This is a genomic window from Streptomyces sp. NPDC057137 (genome assembly GCF_042670825.1).
Taxonomy (GTDB): domain Bacteria; phylum Actinomycetota; class Actinomycetes; order Streptomycetales; family Streptomycetaceae; genus Streptomyces.
Genome location: NZ_JBHUUW010000070.1, coordinates 20,044 through 39,234 on the forward strand (window position 1 = coordinate 20,044; position 19,191 = coordinate 39,234).

17 protein-coding genes are annotated in these 19,191 nt (G+C 70.1%); 15 read left to right on the forward strand and 2 right to left on the reverse strand.

The features are described from left to right. Positions 1-24: 24 nt before the first annotated feature. The 7 genes from rsmD to mutM all read left to right on the forward strand — a co-directional run bounded on the left by rsmD (position 25) and on the right by mutM (position 5,402). On the forward strand, positions 25-606 hold the full coding sequence (rsmD, locus tag ACFT9I_RS34230) for a 16S rRNA (guanine(966)-N(2))-methyltransferase RsmD (RefSeq protein WP_382570978.1): 582 nt from the start codon (positions 25-27) through the stop codon (positions 604-606). Positions 607-632: 26 nt separating this feature from the next. Further along, positions 633-1,112: a pantetheine-phosphate adenylyltransferase gene (gene coaD / locus ACFT9I_RS34235; protein WP_382570999.1), complete on the forward strand. Its 480-nt coding sequence runs from the start codon at positions 633-635 to the stop codon at positions 1,110-1,112. A gap of 135 nt (positions 1,113-1,247) precedes the next feature. Continuing rightward, positions 1,248-2,456 carry a cell division initiation protein gene (locus ACFT9I_RS34240; protein ID WP_382570979.1) on the forward strand — a complete coding sequence of 403 codons (1,209 nt, stop codon included), beginning with the start codon at positions 1,248-1,250 and terminating at the stop codon, positions 2,454-2,456. Between the two features lie 203 nt (positions 2,457-2,659). After that, positions 2,660-3,268 carry a YceD family protein gene (locus ACFT9I_RS34245; protein WP_382570981.1) on the forward strand — a complete coding sequence of 203 codons (609 nt, stop codon included), beginning with the start codon at positions 2,660-2,662 and terminating at the stop codon, positions 3,266-3,268. 2 nt (positions 3,269-3,270) lie between these two features. Further along, a complete protein-coding gene (gene rpmF, locus ACFT9I_RS34250; RefSeq protein WP_003965982.1) occupies positions 3,271-3,444 on the forward strand; it encodes a 50S ribosomal protein L32 in 174 nt (57 codons plus the stop codon). 19 nt (positions 3,445-3,463) lie between these two features. Further along, positions 3,464-4,369, forward strand: coding sequence for a ribonuclease III (rnc, locus tag ACFT9I_RS34255; protein WP_382570983.1), 906 nt, complete (start codon positions 3,464-3,466; stop codon positions 4,367-4,369). A gap of 172 nt (positions 4,370-4,541) precedes the next feature. Next, entirely contained in the window at positions 4,542-5,402 is an 861-nt protein-coding gene (gene mutM / locus ACFT9I_RS34260; protein ID WP_382570984.1) for a bifunctional DNA-formamidopyrimidine glycosylase/DNA-(apurinic or apyrimidinic site) lyase, read from the forward strand. 93 nt (positions 5,403-5,495) lie between these two features. Here the strand turns inward: mutM and ACFT9I_RS34265 are convergent, their stop codons facing one another. Then, on the reverse strand, positions 5,496-6,428 hold the full coding sequence (locus tag ACFT9I_RS34265) for a CAP domain-containing protein (RefSeq protein WP_382570985.1): 933 nt from the start codon (positions 6,426-6,428) through the stop codon (positions 5,496-5,498). Positions 6,429-6,594: 166 nt separating this feature from the next. Between ACFT9I_RS34265 and ACFT9I_RS34270 the strand changes: the two genes are divergently transcribed. From ACFT9I_RS34270 to ftsY, 5 genes are all read left to right on the forward strand, one after another. Further along, a complete protein-coding gene (locus ACFT9I_RS34270) occupies positions 6,595-6,876 on the forward strand; it encodes an acylphosphatase (protein WP_382570986.1) in 282 nt (93 codons plus the stop codon). 466 nt (positions 6,877-7,342) lie between these two features. Beyond that, entirely contained in the window at positions 7,343-7,561 is a 219-nt protein-coding gene (locus ACFT9I_RS34275) for a hypothetical protein (protein ID WP_023538382.1), read from the forward strand. 180 nt (positions 7,562-7,741) lie between these two features. Beyond that, positions 7,742-11,470: an AAA family ATPase gene (locus ACFT9I_RS34280; RefSeq protein ID WP_382570987.1), complete on the forward strand. Its 3,729-nt coding sequence runs from the start codon at positions 7,742-7,744 to the stop codon at positions 11,468-11,470. 163 nt (positions 11,471-11,633) lie between these two features. After that, entirely contained in the window at positions 11,634-13,058 is a 1,425-nt protein-coding gene (locus tag ACFT9I_RS34285) for a sugar porter family MFS transporter (RefSeq protein ID WP_382570989.1), read from the forward strand. Positions 13,059-13,190: 132 nt separating this feature from the next. Then, a complete protein-coding gene (gene ftsY / locus ACFT9I_RS34290) occupies positions 13,191-14,411 on the forward strand; it encodes a signal recognition particle-docking protein FtsY (RefSeq protein WP_382570991.1) in 1,221 nt (406 codons plus the stop codon). A 169-nt stretch (positions 14,412-14,580) separates the two neighbouring features. On the opposite strand, the gene ACFT9I_RS34295 is transcribed toward ftsY, so the two are convergent. Further along, positions 14,581-15,240: a bifunctional DNA primase/polymerase gene (locus ACFT9I_RS34295; RefSeq protein ID WP_382570992.1), complete on the reverse strand. Its 660-nt coding sequence runs from the start codon at positions 15,238-15,240 to the stop codon at positions 14,581-14,583. A 481-nt stretch (positions 15,241-15,721) separates the two neighbouring features. On the opposite strand from ACFT9I_RS34295, the gene ACFT9I_RS34300 reads away from it, so the two are divergent. The 3 genes from ACFT9I_RS34300 to ACFT9I_RS34310 all read left to right on the forward strand — a co-directional run bounded on the left by ACFT9I_RS34300 (position 15,722) and on the right by ACFT9I_RS34310 (position 19,129). After that, positions 15,722-17,191, forward strand: coding sequence for a hypothetical protein (locus ACFT9I_RS34300; RefSeq protein ID WP_382570994.1), 1,470 nt, complete (start codon positions 15,722-15,724; stop codon positions 17,189-17,191). Between the two features lie 316 nt (positions 17,192-17,507). After that, positions 17,508-18,794 (forward strand): ammonium transporter, encoded by a 1,287-nt coding sequence (locus ACFT9I_RS34305; protein ID WP_382570995.1) that lies wholly within the window; start codon positions 17,508-17,510, stop codon positions 18,792-18,794. Beyond that, on the forward strand, positions 18,791-19,129 hold the full coding sequence (locus ACFT9I_RS34310) for a P-II family nitrogen regulator (RefSeq protein WP_023538375.1): 339 nt from the start codon (positions 18,791-18,793) through the stop codon (positions 19,127-19,129). The genes ACFT9I_RS34305 and ACFT9I_RS34310 overlap by 4 nt, the downstream gene beginning before the upstream one ends. The last annotated feature ends 62 nt before the right edge of the window (positions 19,130-19,191 follow it).

A 19,191-nucleotide genomic window follows, 5' to 3' on the forward strand; every position in this document is an offset into this window, starting at 1 on the left:
CCACGAACCGAGGACCCGACACCCATGACCCGCGTGATCGCCGGTGCCGCCGGCGGACGCCGTCTCGCCGTCCCCCCGGGCACCGGCACCCGCCCCACCTCCGACCGAGCGCGCGAAGGTCTCTTCTCCACCTGGGAGGCGCTGCTCGGCACCCTCGACGGCCTCCGTGTCGCCGATCTGTACGCCGGTTCCGGCGCCGTCGGCCTGGAAGCCCTCTCACGGGGCGCCGCGCACACCCTCCTTGTGGAGGCGGACGGCCGGGCGGCCCGCACCGTCCGGGACAACGTCCGCACCCTCGGACTGCCGGGCGCCGAGGTCCGTACGGGCAAAGCCGAGCAGATCGTGACAGGACCGGCCCCCGAGGCCCCGTACGACATCGTCTTCCTCGACCCGCCGTACGCCGTCACCGATGACGATCTTCGCGAGATCCTCCTCACACTCCGCTCGCAGGGCTGGCTCAATGACGAAGCCGTCGCCACCGTGGAGCGCAGCACCAGAGGTGGGGAGTTCACCTGGCCGAAGGGCTTCGACCCGTTGCGAGCGCGTCGCTACGGCGAGGGAACCCTTTGGTACGGTCGCGCCGCCGCACCCGAAGACGCCCGATGACCGGACCGGAGAGCGAGGGAATTCAGTTGCGCCGCGCCGTCTGTCCGGGGTCCTTCGACCCCATCACCAATGGTCACCTCGACATCATTGGCCGTGCCTCCAAGCTGTACGACGTCGTGCACGTCGCCGTGATGATCAACCAGTCCAAGAAGGGGCTGTTCAGCATCGACGAGCGGATCGATCTGATCCGCCGGGTCACCGCCGAGTTCGGCAACGTCGAGGTGGAGTCGTTCCACGGACTTCTCGTCGACTTCTGTAAGGAGCGCGACATCCCGGCCATCGTCAAGGGTTTGCGGGCGGTCAGCGACTTCGACTACGAGCTGCAGATGGCCCAGATGAACAACGGCCTCTCCGGCGTCGAGACCCTCTTCGTGCCGACCAACCCCGTCTACAGTTTCCTCTCCTCCTCGCTGGTCAAAGAGGTGGCGACCTGGGGCGGGGACGTGTCCCATCTGCTGCCTCCGCTCGTGCACGAGGCACTGGCCGAGCGCCTGGAGAACCGGTGACGGACGGGGCACGGAACGGGGCGGTGGACGGGGACCAGAACTGACGGTCCGTCACCTGGTGTCGGGCGCGCACCGACTGGCCGTACAGTCGTTGCGTCCGTCTTCAACCCGGCTGTAGAGAGTGGCGAGCACACGGTGGACGTGCAGAAGAAGCTCGACGAGATCGTCGACGCGGTGGGGAACGCCCGTTCCATGCCCATGTCGGCCTCCTGCGTGGTCAACCGCGGCGAACTGCTCGCGCTGCTCGAAGAGGTACGGGAGGCCCTGCCCGGCTCGCTCGCCCAGGCGCAGGAGCTGCTCGGCGGCCACGAGCAGCTGTCTGAGCAGGCCCGCCAGGAGGCGGAGCGCATCGTCGCGGCCGCCCACACGGAGCGGTCCACGCTGATCTCTGACACCGTGATCGCCCGCACCGCGCAGGAAGAGGCGGACCGCATCCTCGCCGACGCCCGCAGGGACGCCGAGGAGGTCCGCGCCGAGGCCGACGACTACGTCGACTCCAAGCTCGCGAACTTCGAGGTCGTGCTCAACAAGACCATCGGCTCCGTGGACCGGGGCCGCGAGAAGCTGCTCGGCCGGGGCCCCGGGCTCGACGCGGAGGGGTACGCCGACGAGGACGCCCCGGAGTACAGCGCCGACCCCGACACCCTGATCCGCCGCGCGGACGACTACGTCGACGCCAAGCTCGGCGCCTTCGAGGCCGTCCTCTCCAAGACCCTCGACGCGGTCGGCCGCGGCCGGCAGAAGCTGCTCGGCCGGGTCGCCACCGACGACCTGGGCCTGCACATGGCGGAGCAGGACGCGGCCGGACGGCAGGGGCACACCAGCGACGCGGACTATCTCTCCGGTCTCGCCGAGCTGCCGGGACAGCAGTCCCTCCAGGGCGCCGGGGCGCCGCACCAGCCGATGGAGCCGCAGTCCCCGCCCCAGGTCCCGGCCCCGGAGCAGCCGGTCCAGATCCCGATCCCGGCGCAGGCCCAGGCTCCGCAGCAGTACGCAGACCCCGCCGCCCAGCAGCAGTACGCGGACCCCGCCTACGGCGGCTACCAGCAGCAGGACGCGTACGCCTACCAGCAGCAGGACCCGTACGCGTACCAGCAGGCCCAGCAGCCGGTCTACGACTCCTCCGGCTACGACCCGAACTACAGCCAGGGCTACGGGCAGAACTACGACCAGGCGGCGCAGGACTGGCAGCAGCACCCCGACGCCCAGGCGCAGCAGCAGCCCCAGCAGCACCCGCACCAGCAGCAGGCCCAGGACCCGCAGAGCGCTCTCGACGAGACCAGCCTGTTCGACACGAGCATGATCGACCTGGAGCAGCTGCGCCGGTACGAGCAGGGCCGCTGAACCTTGCACCGTGCGCCGTCCGCCCGCCGGATGGCCCGGATACGGCCGGATTGGGCCTACGGCGGCCGGTCAAGTATCCTGGCTCTTCGGTCGCGTGATGTCCGCGATCCGGCCGCCCGCCTCGTACGCGACATGGTGGCCCACTCCACGATTCGAAAGCAGGAACAGCCCTGAACGCCCGCCTCGACCACCGCAACCCCCTCGTGTTCGACACACACGAGCTGGGTCGGCGTCCCGGTGCGCTCAAGCGGCTGACCCGCTCCGCGGCGGCGCCCAAGGACTTCGGCATCGACGGAGTCGTCGGAGTGCCGGAAGGCGCCCCGATGGAGCTCAGGATCCGCCTGGAGTCGGTCATGGAGGGTGCGCTCGTCACGGGCACCGCCCGTGCGACCGCCGAGGGGGAGTGCGTAAGGTGTCTGGAGCCGGTGCGCCAGGACGTGGCAGCGGACTTCCAGGAGATGTTCTCGTACCCTGACGCCGACGACCGGGGCCGCAGCAAGCAGGCGGAACCGGCCGACGACGCCGAGGACGACGAGGACAGGCTCTTCATCGAGGACGGACTTTTCGACCTCGAACCTGTGCTGCGTGATGCGGTGGTGCTCGCACTGCCGATGCAGCCGGTGTGCCGGGAGACCTGCGCCGGCCTGTGTTCCGAATGCGGAATCAGGTTGGACGAGAACCCGGACCATCACCACGACGCCGTCGACATCCGGTGGGCGTCACTGCAAGGACTCGCCGAAACCATCAAGGACGGCGAGAAGGACAACATGGGCGGCGCCGACGTCGGCGCCGACGAGAAGCAGGAGAAGTAGCCGTGGCTGTTCCGAAGCGGAAGATGTCGCGCAGCAACACGCGCCACCGCCGGTCGCAGTGGAAGGCTGCGGTCCCCACCCTGGTTTCGTGTGAGCGTTGCCAGGAGCCGAAGCTCCAGCACATCGCGTGCCCGAGCTGCGGCACCTACAACAAGCGCCAGGTCCTCGAGGTCTGAGCGGCTGGTGAGAGGCTCGATGTCTGAACTGTCCAGTGCCAAGAAGGCAGACAACGTCAGCACAGCCTCGTCCCACACGCTTCTGGAAGGGCGGCTCGGCTATCAGCTGGAGTCCGCCCTTCTGGTGCGTGCGCTGACCCATCGCTCGTTCGCGTACGAGAACGGCGGTCTGCCCACCAACGAACGGCTCGAATTCCTCGGGGATTCGGTGCTCGGACTGGTGGTCACCGACACGCTGTACCGCATTCACCCCGACCTGCCCGAAGGCCAACTGGCCAAGTTGCGGGCCGCGGTGGTCAATTCGCGTGCGCTGGCGCAAGTGGGGCGCGGCCTCGAACTCGGCTCCTTCATCCGGCTCGGCCGTGGTGAAGAGGGCACGGGAGGCCGGGACAAGGCGTCCATCCTCGCCGACACCCTTGAAGCGGTGATCGGCGCGGTCTATCTCGATCAGGGCCTCGACGCGGCGTCCGAGCTGGTACACCGGCTCTTCGACCCGCTCATCGAGAAGTCCTCCAACCTCGGTGCCGGTCTGGACTGGAAGACCAGTCTGCAGGAACTGACCGCGGCGGAGAGTCTCGGCGTACCCGAGTATCTCGTCACGGAGACCGGCCCGGATCACGAGAAGACCTTCACTGCTGCCGCCCGCGTCGGTGGTGTCTCGTACGGCACCGGCACCGGCCGCAGCAAGAAGGAAGCGGAACAGCAGGCGGCGGAGACCGCGTGGCGGTCCATCCGTGCGGACGCGGACGAAAGGGTGGCGGCGGCGAAAGCCGTGGTCGCCTCCGAATCCGACCCCGCCTCCGAGGCTCACGCCGAGGTCGAGGTCGAGGCCGCGGTTGAGGCTGAGGCCGCGGTCGAAGTTGAAGAGGTCGCCGACACCTCTTCGGCGCCGGCTTCGGAGTCCGCCGACGCGGCCAAGTCCTGAGCCGAGCTGTTCGGTTCCCTTCCCGGTGCGCCCCTTGTGTCGATACGGCACGAGGGGCGCAGCTCGTCCCCTGACCCGCGCCCCAACTCCTGCCCCAACTCCCGCCCCGTCTTCGGCCAGTTGGCCCGAAGCCGGTCGGCCCGTCGTCCCTGTCGCCCCCTGAAGGAGCACCGTGCCCGAGCTGCCCGAGGTCGAAGTCGTACGGCGCGGACTCGAACGCTGGGTCGCGGGACGGACGGTGGCCGAGACTCAGGTGCTGCACCCCCGCGCCGTACGGCGCCACCTCGCCGGCGGTGAGGACTTCGCCGCACGCCTCAAGGGGCACCGTGTCGGCGTCGCCCGCCGCCGCGGCAAGTACCTCTGGCTGCCGCTCGCCGACACGGACGCCTCGATCCTCGGGCACCTCGGGATGAGCGGCCAGCTCCTCGTACAGCCGGAATCCGCCCCGGACGAGAAGCACCTGCGGATCCGTATCCGGTTCGACGACGACCTCGGCACCGAGCTCCGCTTCGTCGACCAGCGCACCTTCGGCGGACTCTCGCTGCACGAGAACACCCCCGACGGACTGCCCGACGTCATCGCCCACATCGCGCGCGACCCGCTCGACCCGGCGTTCGACGACGCCGCCTTCCACGCCGCGCTGCGGCTGCGCCGTACGACGATCAAGCGCGCGCTGCTCGACCAGTCCCTCATCAGCGGTGTCGGCAACATCTACGCGGACGAGGCGCTGTGGCGCGCCAAGCTCCACTACGAACGGCCGACGGCCTCGCTGCCCCGTCCTCGCTCGGTCGAACTCCTCGGCCACGTACGGGACGTGATGAACGCCGCGCTCGCGGTCGGCGGCACCAGCTTCGACAGCCTCTACGTCAACGTGAACGGCGAATCGGGCTACTTCGACCGTTCACTCGACGCGTACGGCCGCGAGGGCGAACCGTGCCGCCGCTGCGGCACCCCGATCCGCCGCCGTCCCTGGATGAACCGGTCGAGCTACTTCTGCCCGCACTGCCAACGCCCGCCCCGCGTCGCACCGTAACGCCGCCCCGTACCCGCGCCTGTGGCACGGGCAGGGCCCGCGACGTGGTGCTGTCGCGGGCCCGGAGCGCGGGAGCGGGTGGTCGGCGGTGGATCAGAAGCCGAAGTCCTGCGTCCACCACGGGCCGCCCTCGGCGAAGTGGGCGCCGATGCCGATGGTCTTGTAGTCGCAGTTCAGAATGTTCTCGCGGTGGCCCTCGCTGGCCATCCAGGAGGCCATCACCGCCTGGGCGTCGGCCTGGCCCCGGGCGATGTTCTCGCCGCCCAGATTCGTGACGCCCGCCTGCTCGGCGCGGTCCCAGGGGGTGTCGCCGTCCGGGTCGGTGTGGTCGAAGAAGCCGCGGTCCGCCATGTCCTTGCTGAACGCCTCGGCGAGACCGTTCAGCGCCTTGTCGGCGCGCAGCGGCTGACAGCCCGCCTTCGCCCGCTCCTCGTTGACCAGCGCGAGGACCTCGGCCTCGGCGGTGGACGGGGCGGCGGTGGGCGCGGGCGGCGTCTGCGCCGGCGGCGTGACGCGGTCCCTGGTCTTCTCGGGGGCCGGCGAGCTGCTGGACGGCTTGGTGGTCGTCTCCTCGCTCCGGCTCCGCGTGGGATCGCTCTCCGGCGTCTTCGCCGGCTTCGACGGGCTCTTGGAGGCGGACGGCTCGTCCGGCGTCGACGAGGCGGACTTCGACGGCTCGTCCCGCCGGTCGGTCCCGGGGCTCGACGGCGTGGCGCCCCCGTCGGTCGGCTCGGCGGTCGAGCCGCCCTGCTGCTGGAGCTCGGGCGCGCCGGCGGTGCGGACCTGCTCGCCCGGGAGATTGCCACCGCCGACGGTGTACTGCTCCCCACCGGGCAGCAGACCGGATGCCACGGCCACGGCGCCCATGGCCATCGCGGCGGAGGCGCCGAGCAGCCCGGTACGTACGGGAACGGCGATGCCCTTCTTGCGGCCTCGGCCTCGGCCACTGCCCCGGTGCCGACCCGCCGCACCGGCCGCGTGGTCCTCAGCGGCGGGTGCGCCGGCCGAGCGACTATGGCGTCCCATCTGCTGTGCCTTCCTCGATGTGCTCGGGTGCGCCTGATTGCTCTCGCACCGCTCGTCACGACAATGCGCTTCACCCATTCGGGTGAGCCTCATTTCGACGGGACTGTACGCCAACCGAGGTGGGGGCGAAGTGCTCACTGCGGTATTGGCCCATTAGCTTGCACCCATGAACGAAGATGTACGGATCACCGTCTGGGTGCGCGGTCGCGTACAGGGAGTCGGCTTCCGCTGGTTCACCAGGGCAAACGCTCTGGAGATCGGGGGCCTGACGGGCTTCGCCCTGAATCTGGACGACGGCAGGGTGCAGATCGTCGCCGAAGGGCCGCGTGATAATTGCCACCGTTTGCTGGAGTGGCTCGGTTCCGACGACACGCCCGGCCGTGTTGACGGAGTCACTGAGATTTGGGGCACACCGCGCGGTGGATACGACACCTTCGCCATCCGGTGACCTTGACCGACGGCGCGATGCCCCGACGCGGTCCGACTGAATCCCGATCATTCGCGGTCGATCTTGAACAGGTCGGAGTATGCCGCGACGCGTCCGACCGAGATGGGGTCCGGCCTGCCCGTATGCCTCAGGCATGTGCTTCCGGCGGGAATCCACCGATGGTTGCCAAGAAGCGTGCTCTCATGCCAAGCTGCCGCGTTAACAATGATCTCCACGCCCTCCGGGGCCGCAGGAGAGGCGCCGCCGCACCGCATGCGGAAGGGCGCCCCTGGGCCGTCCGGCGATGACGGGCTGTGATCGTGTTGACCGTCAAACTTTTTGGTGAGACCCTGGAATCCCCGCGCACCTTGGCTGTTTGGCAGTAGGAATCACAGTGCGGAAGAACTTCTGCCAGGCAGTGCGGGTGCGGAAATCCCTCAGACCCACACCGCTTCGGTCGGTCACTCAGTGTGGAGGCCCATCCATCATGGCAAAGGCGCTTCTCGGTTACGTCGGCGGTTCTGACCCGCGACTCCTCGCCGAGATGCGACGGCTTCAGCAGCGCGTCCAGGACCTCGAATCCGAGCTTGTACGGATCCAGTCCGAGAATGACGCGTTGAGCGCTGCCGCCGCACAGCACCATGGCGATTCGCCGTTCGACGGCATCGACCTCGATGTACCCCAGGCGGAGCCCGCGCTCACCTGACAGCAGCCCCCGTCGGGGTCAGGTGAGAAACACTCTCGCAAGAACATGCAAGGGACGCTTCGGCGTCCCTTCTTTCTTTCCCCCCACCCCTGAAACCGGTTGTTCTCACGTCTGATGTGCCCTGCTCATTCAGCGGTGAAACCGCCGTCGGGCGATGTGAGGAAGGTAGAGTCCGGCGGCGTGCACCTCAAGGCCATGACCCTGCGCGGGTTCAAATCCTTCGCCTCCGCCACGACGCTGCGGTTCGAGCCCGGTATCACGTGCGTCGTGGGTCCGAACGGCTCGGGCAAGTCCAATGTCGTGGACGCGCTTTCCTGGGTCATGGGAGAGCAGGGGGCCAAGTCGCTGCGCGGCGGCAAGATGGAGGACGTGATCTTCGCCGGGACAACCGGCCGGCCGCCGCTCGGGCGCGCCGAAGTCTCCCTGACCATCGACAATTCCGACGGTGCGCTGCCCATCGACTATGCCGAAGTGACCATTACGCGGATCATGTTCCGCAACGGCGGCAGCGAATACCAGCTCAACGGCGACACCTGCCGGCTGCTCGACATCCAGGAACTGCTTTCCGACTCCGGTATCGGCCGCGAGATGCATGTCATCGTCGGCCAGGGACAACTCGATTCCGTCCTGCACGCCGATCCGATGGGGCGCAGGGCGTTCATCGAAGAGGCCGCGGGCGTTCTCAAGCACCGTAAGCGCAAGGAGAAGGCGCTGCGGAAGCTGGACGCGATGCAGGCCAACCTCGCGCGCGTACAGGACCTGACCGACGAACTGCGGCGACAGCTCAAGCCGTTGGGGCGCCAGGCCGCGGTGGCGCGGCGGGCCGCGGTCATCCAGGCGGATCTGCGCGACGCCCGGCTGCGCCTGCTCGCCGACGATCTCGTGAAGTTGCGAGACGCCCTCCGTACGGAGGTTGCCGACGAGGCGGCGCTCAAGCAGCGCAAGGAGGAGGCGGAACTCCGCCTCAGGAACGCGCTGGCACGCGAGGCGGAGCTGGAGGAGGAGGTACGGCGGCTGGCGCCGCGGCTGCAGCGCGCGCAGCAGAGCTGGTACGAGCTCTCCCAGCTGGCCGAGCGGGTACGTGGCACCATCTCGCTGGCCGACGCCCGGGTGAAGAGTGCCACCGCCGCACCGGAGGACGAACGGCGCGGGCGGGACCCCGAGGACATGGAGCGCGAGGCAGCCCGCATCCGTGAGCAGGAGGCCGAGCTGGAGGCCGCCCTCGAAGCGGCGGAGCGCGCCCTGGAGGACACCGTCGCGCACCGCTCCGACCTGGAGCGTGACCTGGCGGCGGAGGAACGCCGCCTCAAGGACGTGGCGCGCGCGATCGCCGACCGGCGCGAGGGACTCGCCCGGTTGAACGGGCAGGTGAACGCCGCCCGCAGCCGCGCCGCGTCGGCGCAGGCCGAGATCGGCCGGCTCGCCGAGGCGCGGGACGGGGCGCGGCAGCGCGCCGTCGCCGCCCAGGAGGAGTACGAACAGCTCAAGGCCGAGGTCGACGGCCTGGACGCCGACGACCACGAACTGGGCGAGCGGCACGACGAGGCCAAGCGGGCGCTCGCCGAGGCTGAGGGCGCGCTGACAGCGGCGCGAGAGGCGGCCACGGCCGCCGAACGCGAACGCGCGGCCCTCTCCGCCCGCCACGACGCCCTCGCCCTCGGGCTGCGCCGCAAGGACGGCACCGGCGCGCTGCTGGGCGCGCGGGACCGTCTCTCCGGCCTGCTGGGTCCCGCCGCCGAACTGCTCACCGTCACCCCGGGCTTCGAGGTCCCGGTGGCGGCGGCGCTCGGTGCCGCGGCAGACGCGATCGCGGTGACCGACACGACGACGGCGGCGGAGGCGATCCGCCTCCTCCGTAAAGAGGACGCGGGGCGGGCCTCCCTGCTGCTCGGCGGCGAACCGCCCGCGCGGCCGGCCGGCGTGCCGGGGCAGGGGGGAGCCGGGGGGTACGGCGGCGGTGACGGTGTCTCCGCTCCGTCCGGTGTCGTCCCCGGCCAGGTGGACGGGGCGCGCGACGTCCCCGCCGTGGCGGATGGCGGCGGCGCCCACGAGGCCGCTCCCGCGCGCCCCGCCCGCCCCGTGCACACCGCCACTGTCACCGACCTGGACGTCCCCCGCGTCATCGACCTCGTACGGGGCCCCGACACGCTCATGGGCGCCGTACGACGCCTCGTCCAGGACATGGTCGTCGTCGGCACCCTGGAGGACGCCGAGGAACTGGTCGCCGCGCGCCCCGGACTGACCGCCGTGACGGCGGAGGGCGACCTCCTGGGCGCGCATTTCGCGCACGGCGGCTCCGCCGGGGCGCCCAGCCTGCTGGAAGTGCAGGCATCCGTCGACGAGGCGGCCGCCGAGCTGGCCGAGCTCGCCGTACGGTGCGACGAACTGGCCGACGCGCAGCGCCGGGCGACCGGCCGCCGTACCGAATGCGCCGCCCTCGTCGAGGAGTTGGGGGAGCGGCGGCGGGCCGCCGACCGGGAGAAGTCCGCCGTGTCCGGCCAGTTGGGGCGGCTCGCCGGCCAGGCCAGGGGCGCCGCGGGCGAGGCCGAGCGGACCTCCGCGGCCACCGCCAAGGCCCAGGACGCGCTGGACCGGGCCACCGAGGAGGCGGAGGAACTGGCGGAGCGCCTGCTCGTCGCCGAGGAGGCACCCGCCGAGGAGGAGCCCGACACATCCGTACGGGACCGGCTCGCCGCCGACGGGGCCAACGCCCGGCAGACCGAGATGGAGGCGCGGCTCCAGGTCCGTACCCACGAGGAGCGCGTCAAGGGACTCGCCGGCCGCGCGGACTCGCTCGACCGGGGCGCCCGCGCCGAGCGCGAGGCACGGGCCCGCGCGGAGCAGCGGCGGGCCCGGCTGCGCCACGAGGCCGCCGTCGCCGGGGCCGTCGCCTCCGGCGCCCGCCAGTTGCTGGCGCACGTGGAGGTGTCGGTCGTACGCGCCGACGAGGAACGCACGGCGGCCGATGCGGCGAAGGCGGGCCGCGAACAGGAGTTGGTCGCGGAGCGGAACCAGGGGCGCGATCTCAAGAACGAACTCGACAAGCTCACCGACTCGGTGCACCGGGGCGAGGTCCTGGGCGCCGAGAAGCGGATGCGGATCGAGCAGTTGGAGGCGAAGGCCCTGGAGGAACTGGGCGTCGAGCCCGCCGGGCTGATCGCCGAGTACGGCCCGGACCAGCTCGTACCGCCGTCCCTGCCCGCCGAGGGCGAGGAACTGCCGGAGGACCCCGAGGACCCGCGTAACCAGCCCCGGCCGTACGTACGGGGCGAGCAGGAGAAGCGGCTCCGGTCGGCCGAACGGGCGTACCAGCAACTCGGGAAGGTGAATCCGCTCGCCCTGGAGGAGTTCGCGGCGCTGGAGGAGCGGCACAAGTTCCTCTCCGAGCAGCTCGAAGACCTCAAGAAGACCCGCACCGATCTGCTCCAGGTCGTCAAGGAGGTCGACGAGCGGGTCGAGCAGGTCTTCACGGAGGCGTACCGGGACACCGCCCTTCAGTTCGAGGGCGTCTTCTCTCGGCTCTTCCCCGGGGGCGAGGGACGCCTCATCCTTACGGATCCCGACAACATGCTCACCAGCGGCGTGGACGTCGAGGCCCGGCCGCCCGGCAAGAAGGTCAAGCGGCTGTCCCTGCTGTCGGGCGGGGAGCGGTCGTTGACCGCCGTGGCGCTGCTGGTGTCGATCTTCAAGGCGAGGCCGAGCCCGTTCTACGTGATGGACGAGGTCGAGGCCGCGCTGGACGACACCAACCTCCAGCGGTTGATCCGGATCATGCAGGAGCTCCAGGAGAGTTCCCAGCTGATCGTGATCACCCACCAGAAGCGCACGATGGAGGTCGCCGACGCGCTGTACGGCGTCTCCATGCAGGGCGACGGCGTCTCCAAGGTGATCAGTCAGCGCCTGCGCTGATCGCCCGCCACGGCTGTCGCTGTCGCCACCGCTGCCGCCACTGTCTCCGTCGACTCCGCCGAACGGGGCACCGTCAGGTGGTGGGCCACGCGGAGCTGTGCGCCACTGGAGGGGCTTTCCACCCATGCCCGGCGCAGCTTCCGGGCGGCCACAGGAGCCCCATGTGACGAGCACAGCGCAGTCGCCGCGGTCCGGCGGCCCACAGTCCTATCCGGAGCACTTCGGCCATGTCATCTTCATCACGGCCGCGGCCGCCATGGGCGGCTTCCTCTTCGGCTACGACAGCTCCGTCATCAACGGCGCCGTCCAGGCCATCAGGGGGCGTTTCGACATCGGCTCCGGCGCGCTGGCCCAGGTGATCGCCGCCGCGCTGATCGGCTCCGCCATCGGCGCCGCGACGGCGGGCCGGATCGCCGACCGGATCGGCCGTATCCGCTGCATGCAGATCTCGTCCGTGCTGTTCACCATCAGCGCCGTCGGCTCGGCGCTGCCGTTCGCGCTCTGGGACCTCGCCATGTGGCGGGTCATCGGCGGGTTCGGCATCGGTATGGCCTCCGTCATCGGCCCCGCGTACATCGCGGAGGTCTCACCGCCCGCGTACCGCGGCCGGCTCGCCTCGTTCCAGCAGGCGGCGATCGTCCTCGGTATCGCCCTCTCCCAGCTGGTGAACTACGGCATCCTCCAGATCGCCGACGGCGACCAGCGCGGCAGGATCGGCGGCCTGGAGGCCTGGCAGTGGATGCTCGGCGTCATGGTCGTCCCGGCGATCCTCTACGGCCTGCTCTCCTTCGCCATCCCCGAGTCGCCCCGCTTCCTGATCTCCGTCGGCAGGAACGAGGCGGCCAGGGGCGTGCTCGCCGAGGTCGAGGACAAGAACGTCGATCTGGACGCGCGGATCCGGGAGATCGAGACCAACCTCCATAAGGAGCACAAGCCGACGTTCAAGGACCTGCTCGGCAGAGTGGGCTTCCTGCCGATCGTCTGGATCGGCATCGGCCTCTCCGCGCTCCAGCAACTCGTCGGCATCAACGTGATCTTCTACTACAGCGCGTCGCTGTGGCAGTCCGTCGGTATCGATCCCACCAGCTCGTTCTTCTACTCGTTCACCACGTCGATCATCAACATCATCGGCACCGTCATCGCGATGGTCTTCGTCGACCGGATCGGCCGCCGGCCGCTCCTGCTGATCGGCTCCGTCGGTATGACGCTGTCGCTGGCCCTGGCCGCCTGGGCGTTCTCGTACAAGAGCGGCAGCGGCACCAACATCTCCATCCCCAACACGCAGGGCACGGTGGCGCTGATCGCCGCCCACTCGTTCGTGCTCTTCTTCGCGCTGTCGTGGGGCGTCGTCGTCTGGGTGCTGCTCGGTGAGATGTTCCCCGGCAGGATCCGGGCCGCCGCGCTCGGCGTCGCCGCGTCGGCGCAGTGGATTGCCAACTGGGCCGTCACGGTCACCTTCCCGACCCTGTCGGACTGGGATCTGTCGGGGGCGTACGTGATCTATTCGGCCTTCGCCCTGCTCTCGGTCTTCTTCATCCTGAAGTGGATTCCCGAGACCAAGGGCAAGGCACTGGAGGACATGGGCTGACCGGCCCCGGGCTGGCCTCGGGTCGTCATCGGGTCGGCCTCGGGCCGGCCCCGTGCCGGGGATTCCCCGCCCCGTCGGGGCCCGGAATCTCCCCATCGGCCGAAGCCGGCCACCGCCTGCGAAGATGACGTGGTGGACATCGTCATTCTTGCCGTAGTCATCGCCCTGGTCGCTGTCGGCGTGATCAGCGGGCTCGTGGTCAGCAGCCGCAAGAAGAAGCAGCTGCCGCCCTCGGCACCGTCGAGCACGCCGACCATCACGACCCCGCCCGCGGAGCCGCACGTCGGCGACGAGTCGGGGCCGCCGCGGGAGGAACCCCGCCGCACCATCGAGGAGGTGGGCCTCCCCGACGCGGCGGACGCGACCGCGACGCCGCCCGCCGTCGAGGACCCGGTCGTGGCCGCCCCGCCCGTGGCGATCGAGGTCCCGGAACCGTCCGCGGGCCGTCTGATCAGACTGCGGGCCCGGCTCGCCCGCTCGCAGAACACCCTCGGCAAGGGGCTGCTCACGCTGCTGTCGCGCGAGCACCTCGACGAGGAGACGTGGGAGGAGATCGAGGACACCCTGCTCACCGCCGACGTCGGTGTCGCGCCCACGCAGGAGCTGGTGGACCGGCTGCGTGAGCGGGTCAGGGTGCTCGGTACGCGTACGCCCGACGAACTGCGTTCGCTGCTGCGCGAGGAACTGCTCGCGCTGCTCCGTACGGACTTCGACCGCGCCGTGAAGACCGAGAGCGGTCTGGACACCCCGGGTGTCGTGATGGTCGTCGGCGTCAACGGCACCGGCAAGACCACGACGACGGGCAAGCTGGCGCGCGTACTGGTGGCCGACGGCAGGTCGGTCGTGCTCGGTGCCGCCGACACGTTCCGCGCCGCCGCGGCCGATCAGCTCCAGACGTGGGGCGAGCGCGTGGGCGCTCGTACGGTGCGCGGCCCCGAGGGCGGCGACCCGGCGTCGATCGCCTTCGACGCGGTCAAGGAGGGCATCGCCGAGGGGGCCGACGTCGTCCTCATCGACACCGCGGGGCGGCTGCACACCAAGACCGGGCTGATGGACGAGCTCGGCAAGGTCAAGCGCGTCGTGGAGAAGCACGGTCCGCTGGACGAGGTGCTGCTGGTCCTGGACGCGACGACGGGGCAGAACGGCCTCGTACAGGCGCGGGTGTTCGCCGAGGTCGTGAACATCACCGGCATCGTGCTGACCAAGCTGGACGGTACGGCCAAGGGCGGCATCGTGATCGCGGTCCAGCGCGAGCTGGGCGTGCCGGTCAAGCTGATCGGGCTGGGCGAGGGTCCTGACGACCTGGCGCCGTTCGAGCCGGAGGCGTTCGTCGACGCGCTGATCGACGGCTGAGAGACGCCGCACGAGGCGCGCCGCACGAGGCGCCAGGCACCGCACGGGGCGCTTTACGGGGCGCCGTACGAAGAAAAGGGCCCTTCCGCGTGGTGCGCATGCGGCGGGGCCCTTCGTACGGAGGCGACGGGGCGCGACCGGCGACGCCACGGCGGCCGGGAGCCGGGGCTCAGTCGCGGATGGGCGAGCGGTGGCAGACGTACGCCAGGGTGCCGAGCAGCAGTCGCGCCTGCGGCGGGTCCGCCGCCGTGTCCAGGACCGGCGGCCGGAGCCAGCGGACGGGCCCGAGGCCGCCGAGATCGGACGGCGGGGCGGTGACATGGTCGCCCGCGCCCAGACAGCGCAGATCGAGACCGGCGTCGTCCCAGCCCATCCGGTAGAGCAGTTCGGGCAGTTCGGCCGCGGCGCCCGGTGCGACGAAGAAGTACGCCCGCCCCGTCGGCGTGGCGGCGACGGGGCCCAGCGGCAGTCCCATCCGCTCCAGCCTCACCAGGGCGCGACGGCCCGCCGGTTCGGCGACGTCGATGATGTCGAAGGTCCGCCCCACGGGCAGCAGTACGGCCGCACCCGGGGTCTCGGACCAGGCCCTGGCGGCATCGTCCAGCGTGGCGCCGGCGGGGACTTCACGTGCCGGGTCCAGCGGATGCGCACCCGGTGCGCGGCACCCGGCGGCGCCGCAGGAGCAGCCGCCCGCCGCGGCCCGTGCGCCGGGGACGACGTCCCAGCCCCAGAGGCCCGTGTACTCGGCCACCGTCGTGCACTCGGTGGTGCGGCCGCGGCGCCGTGAACCGGACCGCATCTCCCGGATTCCGCCGATCGTGAAGCCCATGCCCCCTCCAACGGGTCGAACTCGCGGGTAGTTACGATGCGGAGTCTCCTTGTGACCCTCCGTCGGTATCCCATTCCTTCGGTCTTGCTCCGGCCTTCACTCGGCTCCGAATTGGCCTCGCATCGGCCCCGTATCGGCGGCGCGAGGTGACGCTCGGGGTGGTGCGACCGAGTCCGTGCGCCCCCGCGTGCAACGCTCCACCTGTTCCTGATCGTCGCCTGTCAAGTGAATCGCGCCTGGCCGCAGGCGAGTTCATTCGAAGGGGTGGCGAATGGTGGCGTTTACGGAACGGCCCTCGCCGGAGGGGTGATCGTAGGATTACTTTGAGTACGCGAACGGTGGGAAGTCACACGTTCGTGGTTATGCCGCGGGCAACTCGGTTTCCTGTTCGAAGGAGCGCAATCTCCGGACAGACGACCGTAACTGACGGCATTCTGGTAGAAGTTCGCGCGACAGGGCTTCAGCGGATGGGGGCATTCCAGTGGGCGGCAGTGGCGCAGACGGTACGGCTACCGGCAAGCGCCCGAACGAGCAGTTGAGCTCGTGGTTCAGGCGCAGCGGCTGGTCCAAGGGCGAACTCGCGCGCCAAGTGAACCGCAGGGCCCGCCAGATGGGCGCGCACCACATCAGCACCGACACCTCGCGGGTACGCCGCTGGCTCGACGGCGAGCAGCCGCGGGAGCCCATCCCGCGGATCCTCTCGGAGCTGTTCTCCGAGCGCTTCGGCACCGTCGTCGCGGTCGAGGATCTCGGACTGCGCTCCGCGCACCAGTCGCCCTCGGTCTCCGGCGTCGATCTGCCCTGGGCCGCTCCCCAGACCATCTCCCTGATCAGTGAGTTCTCCCGCAGCGACCTGATGCTCGCCCGGCGCGGCTTCCTGGGGACGTCGCTCGCGCTCGCCGCCGGACCCGCCCTCATCGAGCCGATGCAGCGCTGGCTGGTGCCCACCTCGCCGGCCGACCAGGAGGGCGCGGCCGCCGCCGCGCGCCGCCCCTCCAAGCTCTCCATGCCGGAGCTGGACCTCCTGGAGTCGACCACGGTGATGTTCCGTCAGTGGGACGCGCAGTGCGGCGGCGGCCTGCGACGCAAGGCCGTCGTGGGCCAGTTGCACGAGGTGACGGACCTGCTCCAGGAGCCGCAGTCCGACGTCACCGCGCGGCGCCTGTTCCGGTGCGCGGCCGAACTGTCCGAGCTGGCCGGCTGGATGAGCTACGACGTGGGCCTCCAGCCCAACGCCCAGAAGTACTTCGTCCTGGCCCTGCACGCCGCCAAGGAGGCGGGGGACAAGGCCCTCGGGTCGTACATCCTCTCCTCCATGAGCCGTCAGATGATCCATGTCGGCCGCCCCGACGACGCCTTGGAGCTCATCCACCTCGCCCAGTACGGCGGCAGGGGCTGCGCCACGGCGCGTACGCAGTCGATGCTGTACGCGATGGAGGCGCGGGCCTACGCCAACATGGGGCAGCCCGGCAAGTGCAAGCGGGCGGTGCGGATGGCGGAGAACACCTTCGCCGACGCGGGGGACGACGGCGAGCCGGAGCCCGACTGGATCCGGTTCTTCTCCGAGGCGGAGCTCAACGGCGAGAACGCGCACTCCTACAGAGACCTGGCCTACGTGGCCGGGCGCAGCCCGACGTACGCCTCGCTCGCCGAGCCCGTCATGACGCGCGCCGTCGAGCTTTTCGAGAAGGACGAGGAGCATCAGCGGTCGTACGCGCTGAACCTCGTCGGGATGGCCACCGTCCACCTCCTGAAGAGGGAGCCCGAGCGCTCCACGCCGCTGATCAAGGAGGCGCTGGGCATTGCCAAGAAGGTGCGCTCCGAGCGCGTCAACACGCGCCTGCGCAAGACGGTGACGACGGCCACCAGGGACTTCGGGGACGTCTCCGAGATCAGCCAGCTCACCGAGCAGCTCACGGAGGAGATCCCAGAGGCCGCGGAAGCGGTCTGAGCGGCCCGTGGGGCGCCCGTGGGTCCGCGTTGCAACCCCTGAGCTTCCGGCCGCGGCATTCGCCCCGTACAACCCGACACGGCTTCCCCACGCCAGGTCACCGGGGCGGGTGTCGCGGCCGGATTCTGCCATCACCGCACCGCGCGACACGGCAGTTCATCCAGGCGTAACACGCCGGACGACTTCGTCACTGGCGCGAAACATCGGGCGGCATCGACCGAAATCACCCCACGTCAATCTCCTCACCACTAGTCGGCCCACTGAAGTAAGAGCATCCGCACGGGCCGTATTTCCCACCCACGAGGAGACGCCGGCCTTGAATGGCGCAGATACCGCATTCGTATTGATCAGTGCCGCGCTCGTCATGTTGATGACGCCCGGCCTGGCCTTCTTCTACGGCGGCATGGTCCGGGTGAAGAGCGCCCTGAACATGCTCATCATGTCCTTCATCTCGCTCGGCATCGTCAGTGTGCTGTGGGTGCTCTACGGGTACTCGCTCACGTTCGGTGACGACATCGGTGGAGGACTGCTCGGCAACTTCGACCACATCGGTCTGAAGGGCATCAACGCCGAGACGCTCACGGGCGGCACCGAGGGAATCCCCGTGTACGCCTTCGCCCTCTTCCAGCTGATGTTCGCCGTCCTGACTCCGGCGCTGATGAGCGGCGCACTCGCCGACCGCGTCAAGTTCACCGCCTGGGCGCTGTTCATCGCCCTCTGGGTCACCGTCGTCTACTTCCCGGTCGCGCACTGGGTGTGGCAGGCAGACGGCTGGCTCTTCAAGCTGGAAGTGATCGACTTCGCCGGTGGTACGGCGGTCCACATCAACGCCGGTATCGGGGCACTCGCCGCGGTGCTTGTCGTCGGCAAGCGCATCGGCTTCAAGAAGGACCCGATGCGGCCGCACAACCTGCCGCTGGTGGTACTCGGCGCCGCGCTGCTGTGGTTCGGCTGGTTCGGCTTCAACGCCGGCTCCGCCCTCGCCGCCAACGGCACGGCCGCCGTCATGGCCTTCAACACGCAGATCGCCACCGGCGCGGCCATGCTCGGCTGGCTGATCTACGAGCGCATCAGGCACGGCGCGTTCACCACCCTCGGCGCGGCCTCAGGAGCCATCGCCGGTCTCGTGGCGATCACCCCGTCCGGCGCGCACGTCAACCCGTTCGGCGCGCTGCTCATCGGCGTCGTCGCCGGAGCGGCCTGCTCGTGGGCCGTCAGCCTCAAGTACAAGCTGGGCTACGACGACTCGCTCGACGTGGTCGGCGTCCACCTCGTCGGCGGCGTCATCGGCACCCTGCTCGTCGGAGTCCTCGCCATCGACGGCATCGGCGGGGCCTCGCAGCTCGGCAAGCAGGCGATCGGCGCCTTCTCGGTGATGGCGTACTCCTTCGTGGTCTCCTGGATCCTGGCCAAGATCGTCGACGTCACCATCGGCTTCCGGGCCTCCGAGGACGACGAGACCAGCGGTGTGGACATGGCATTCCACGCGGAATCCGCCTACGACTTCAGCGCGGTGGGAGGCTCGCCCTCGGGCCGAAGCAGTGTGACCGCTCCGGACAAGGACTTCGCCGCCGCGGCGCAGAACAAGAAGGTGGACGTATGAAGCTCATCACCGCAGTCGTCAAGCCACACCGACTGGACGAGATCAAGGAGGCCCTCCAGGCCTTCGGCGTCCAGGGCCTGACGGTCACGGAAGCTAGCGGCTACGGCCGGCAGCGCGGCCACACCGAGGTCTACCGGGGCGCGGAGTACACCGTCGACCTGGTACCGAAGATCCGCATCGAGGTGCTGGTCGAGGACGGCGACGCCGATGAGCTCATCGAGGTCGTCGTGAAGGCCGCCAGGACAGGCAAGATCGGTGATGGCAAGGTGTGGAGCGTGCCGGTGGACACGGCGGTCCGCGTACGTACGGGGGAACGCGGCCCGGACGCTCTCTGACACCGGACACGATCCGATGCCGGCGCGTGCTCGGTGAGCGGGCATCGTCTCGCGCCGCGCGC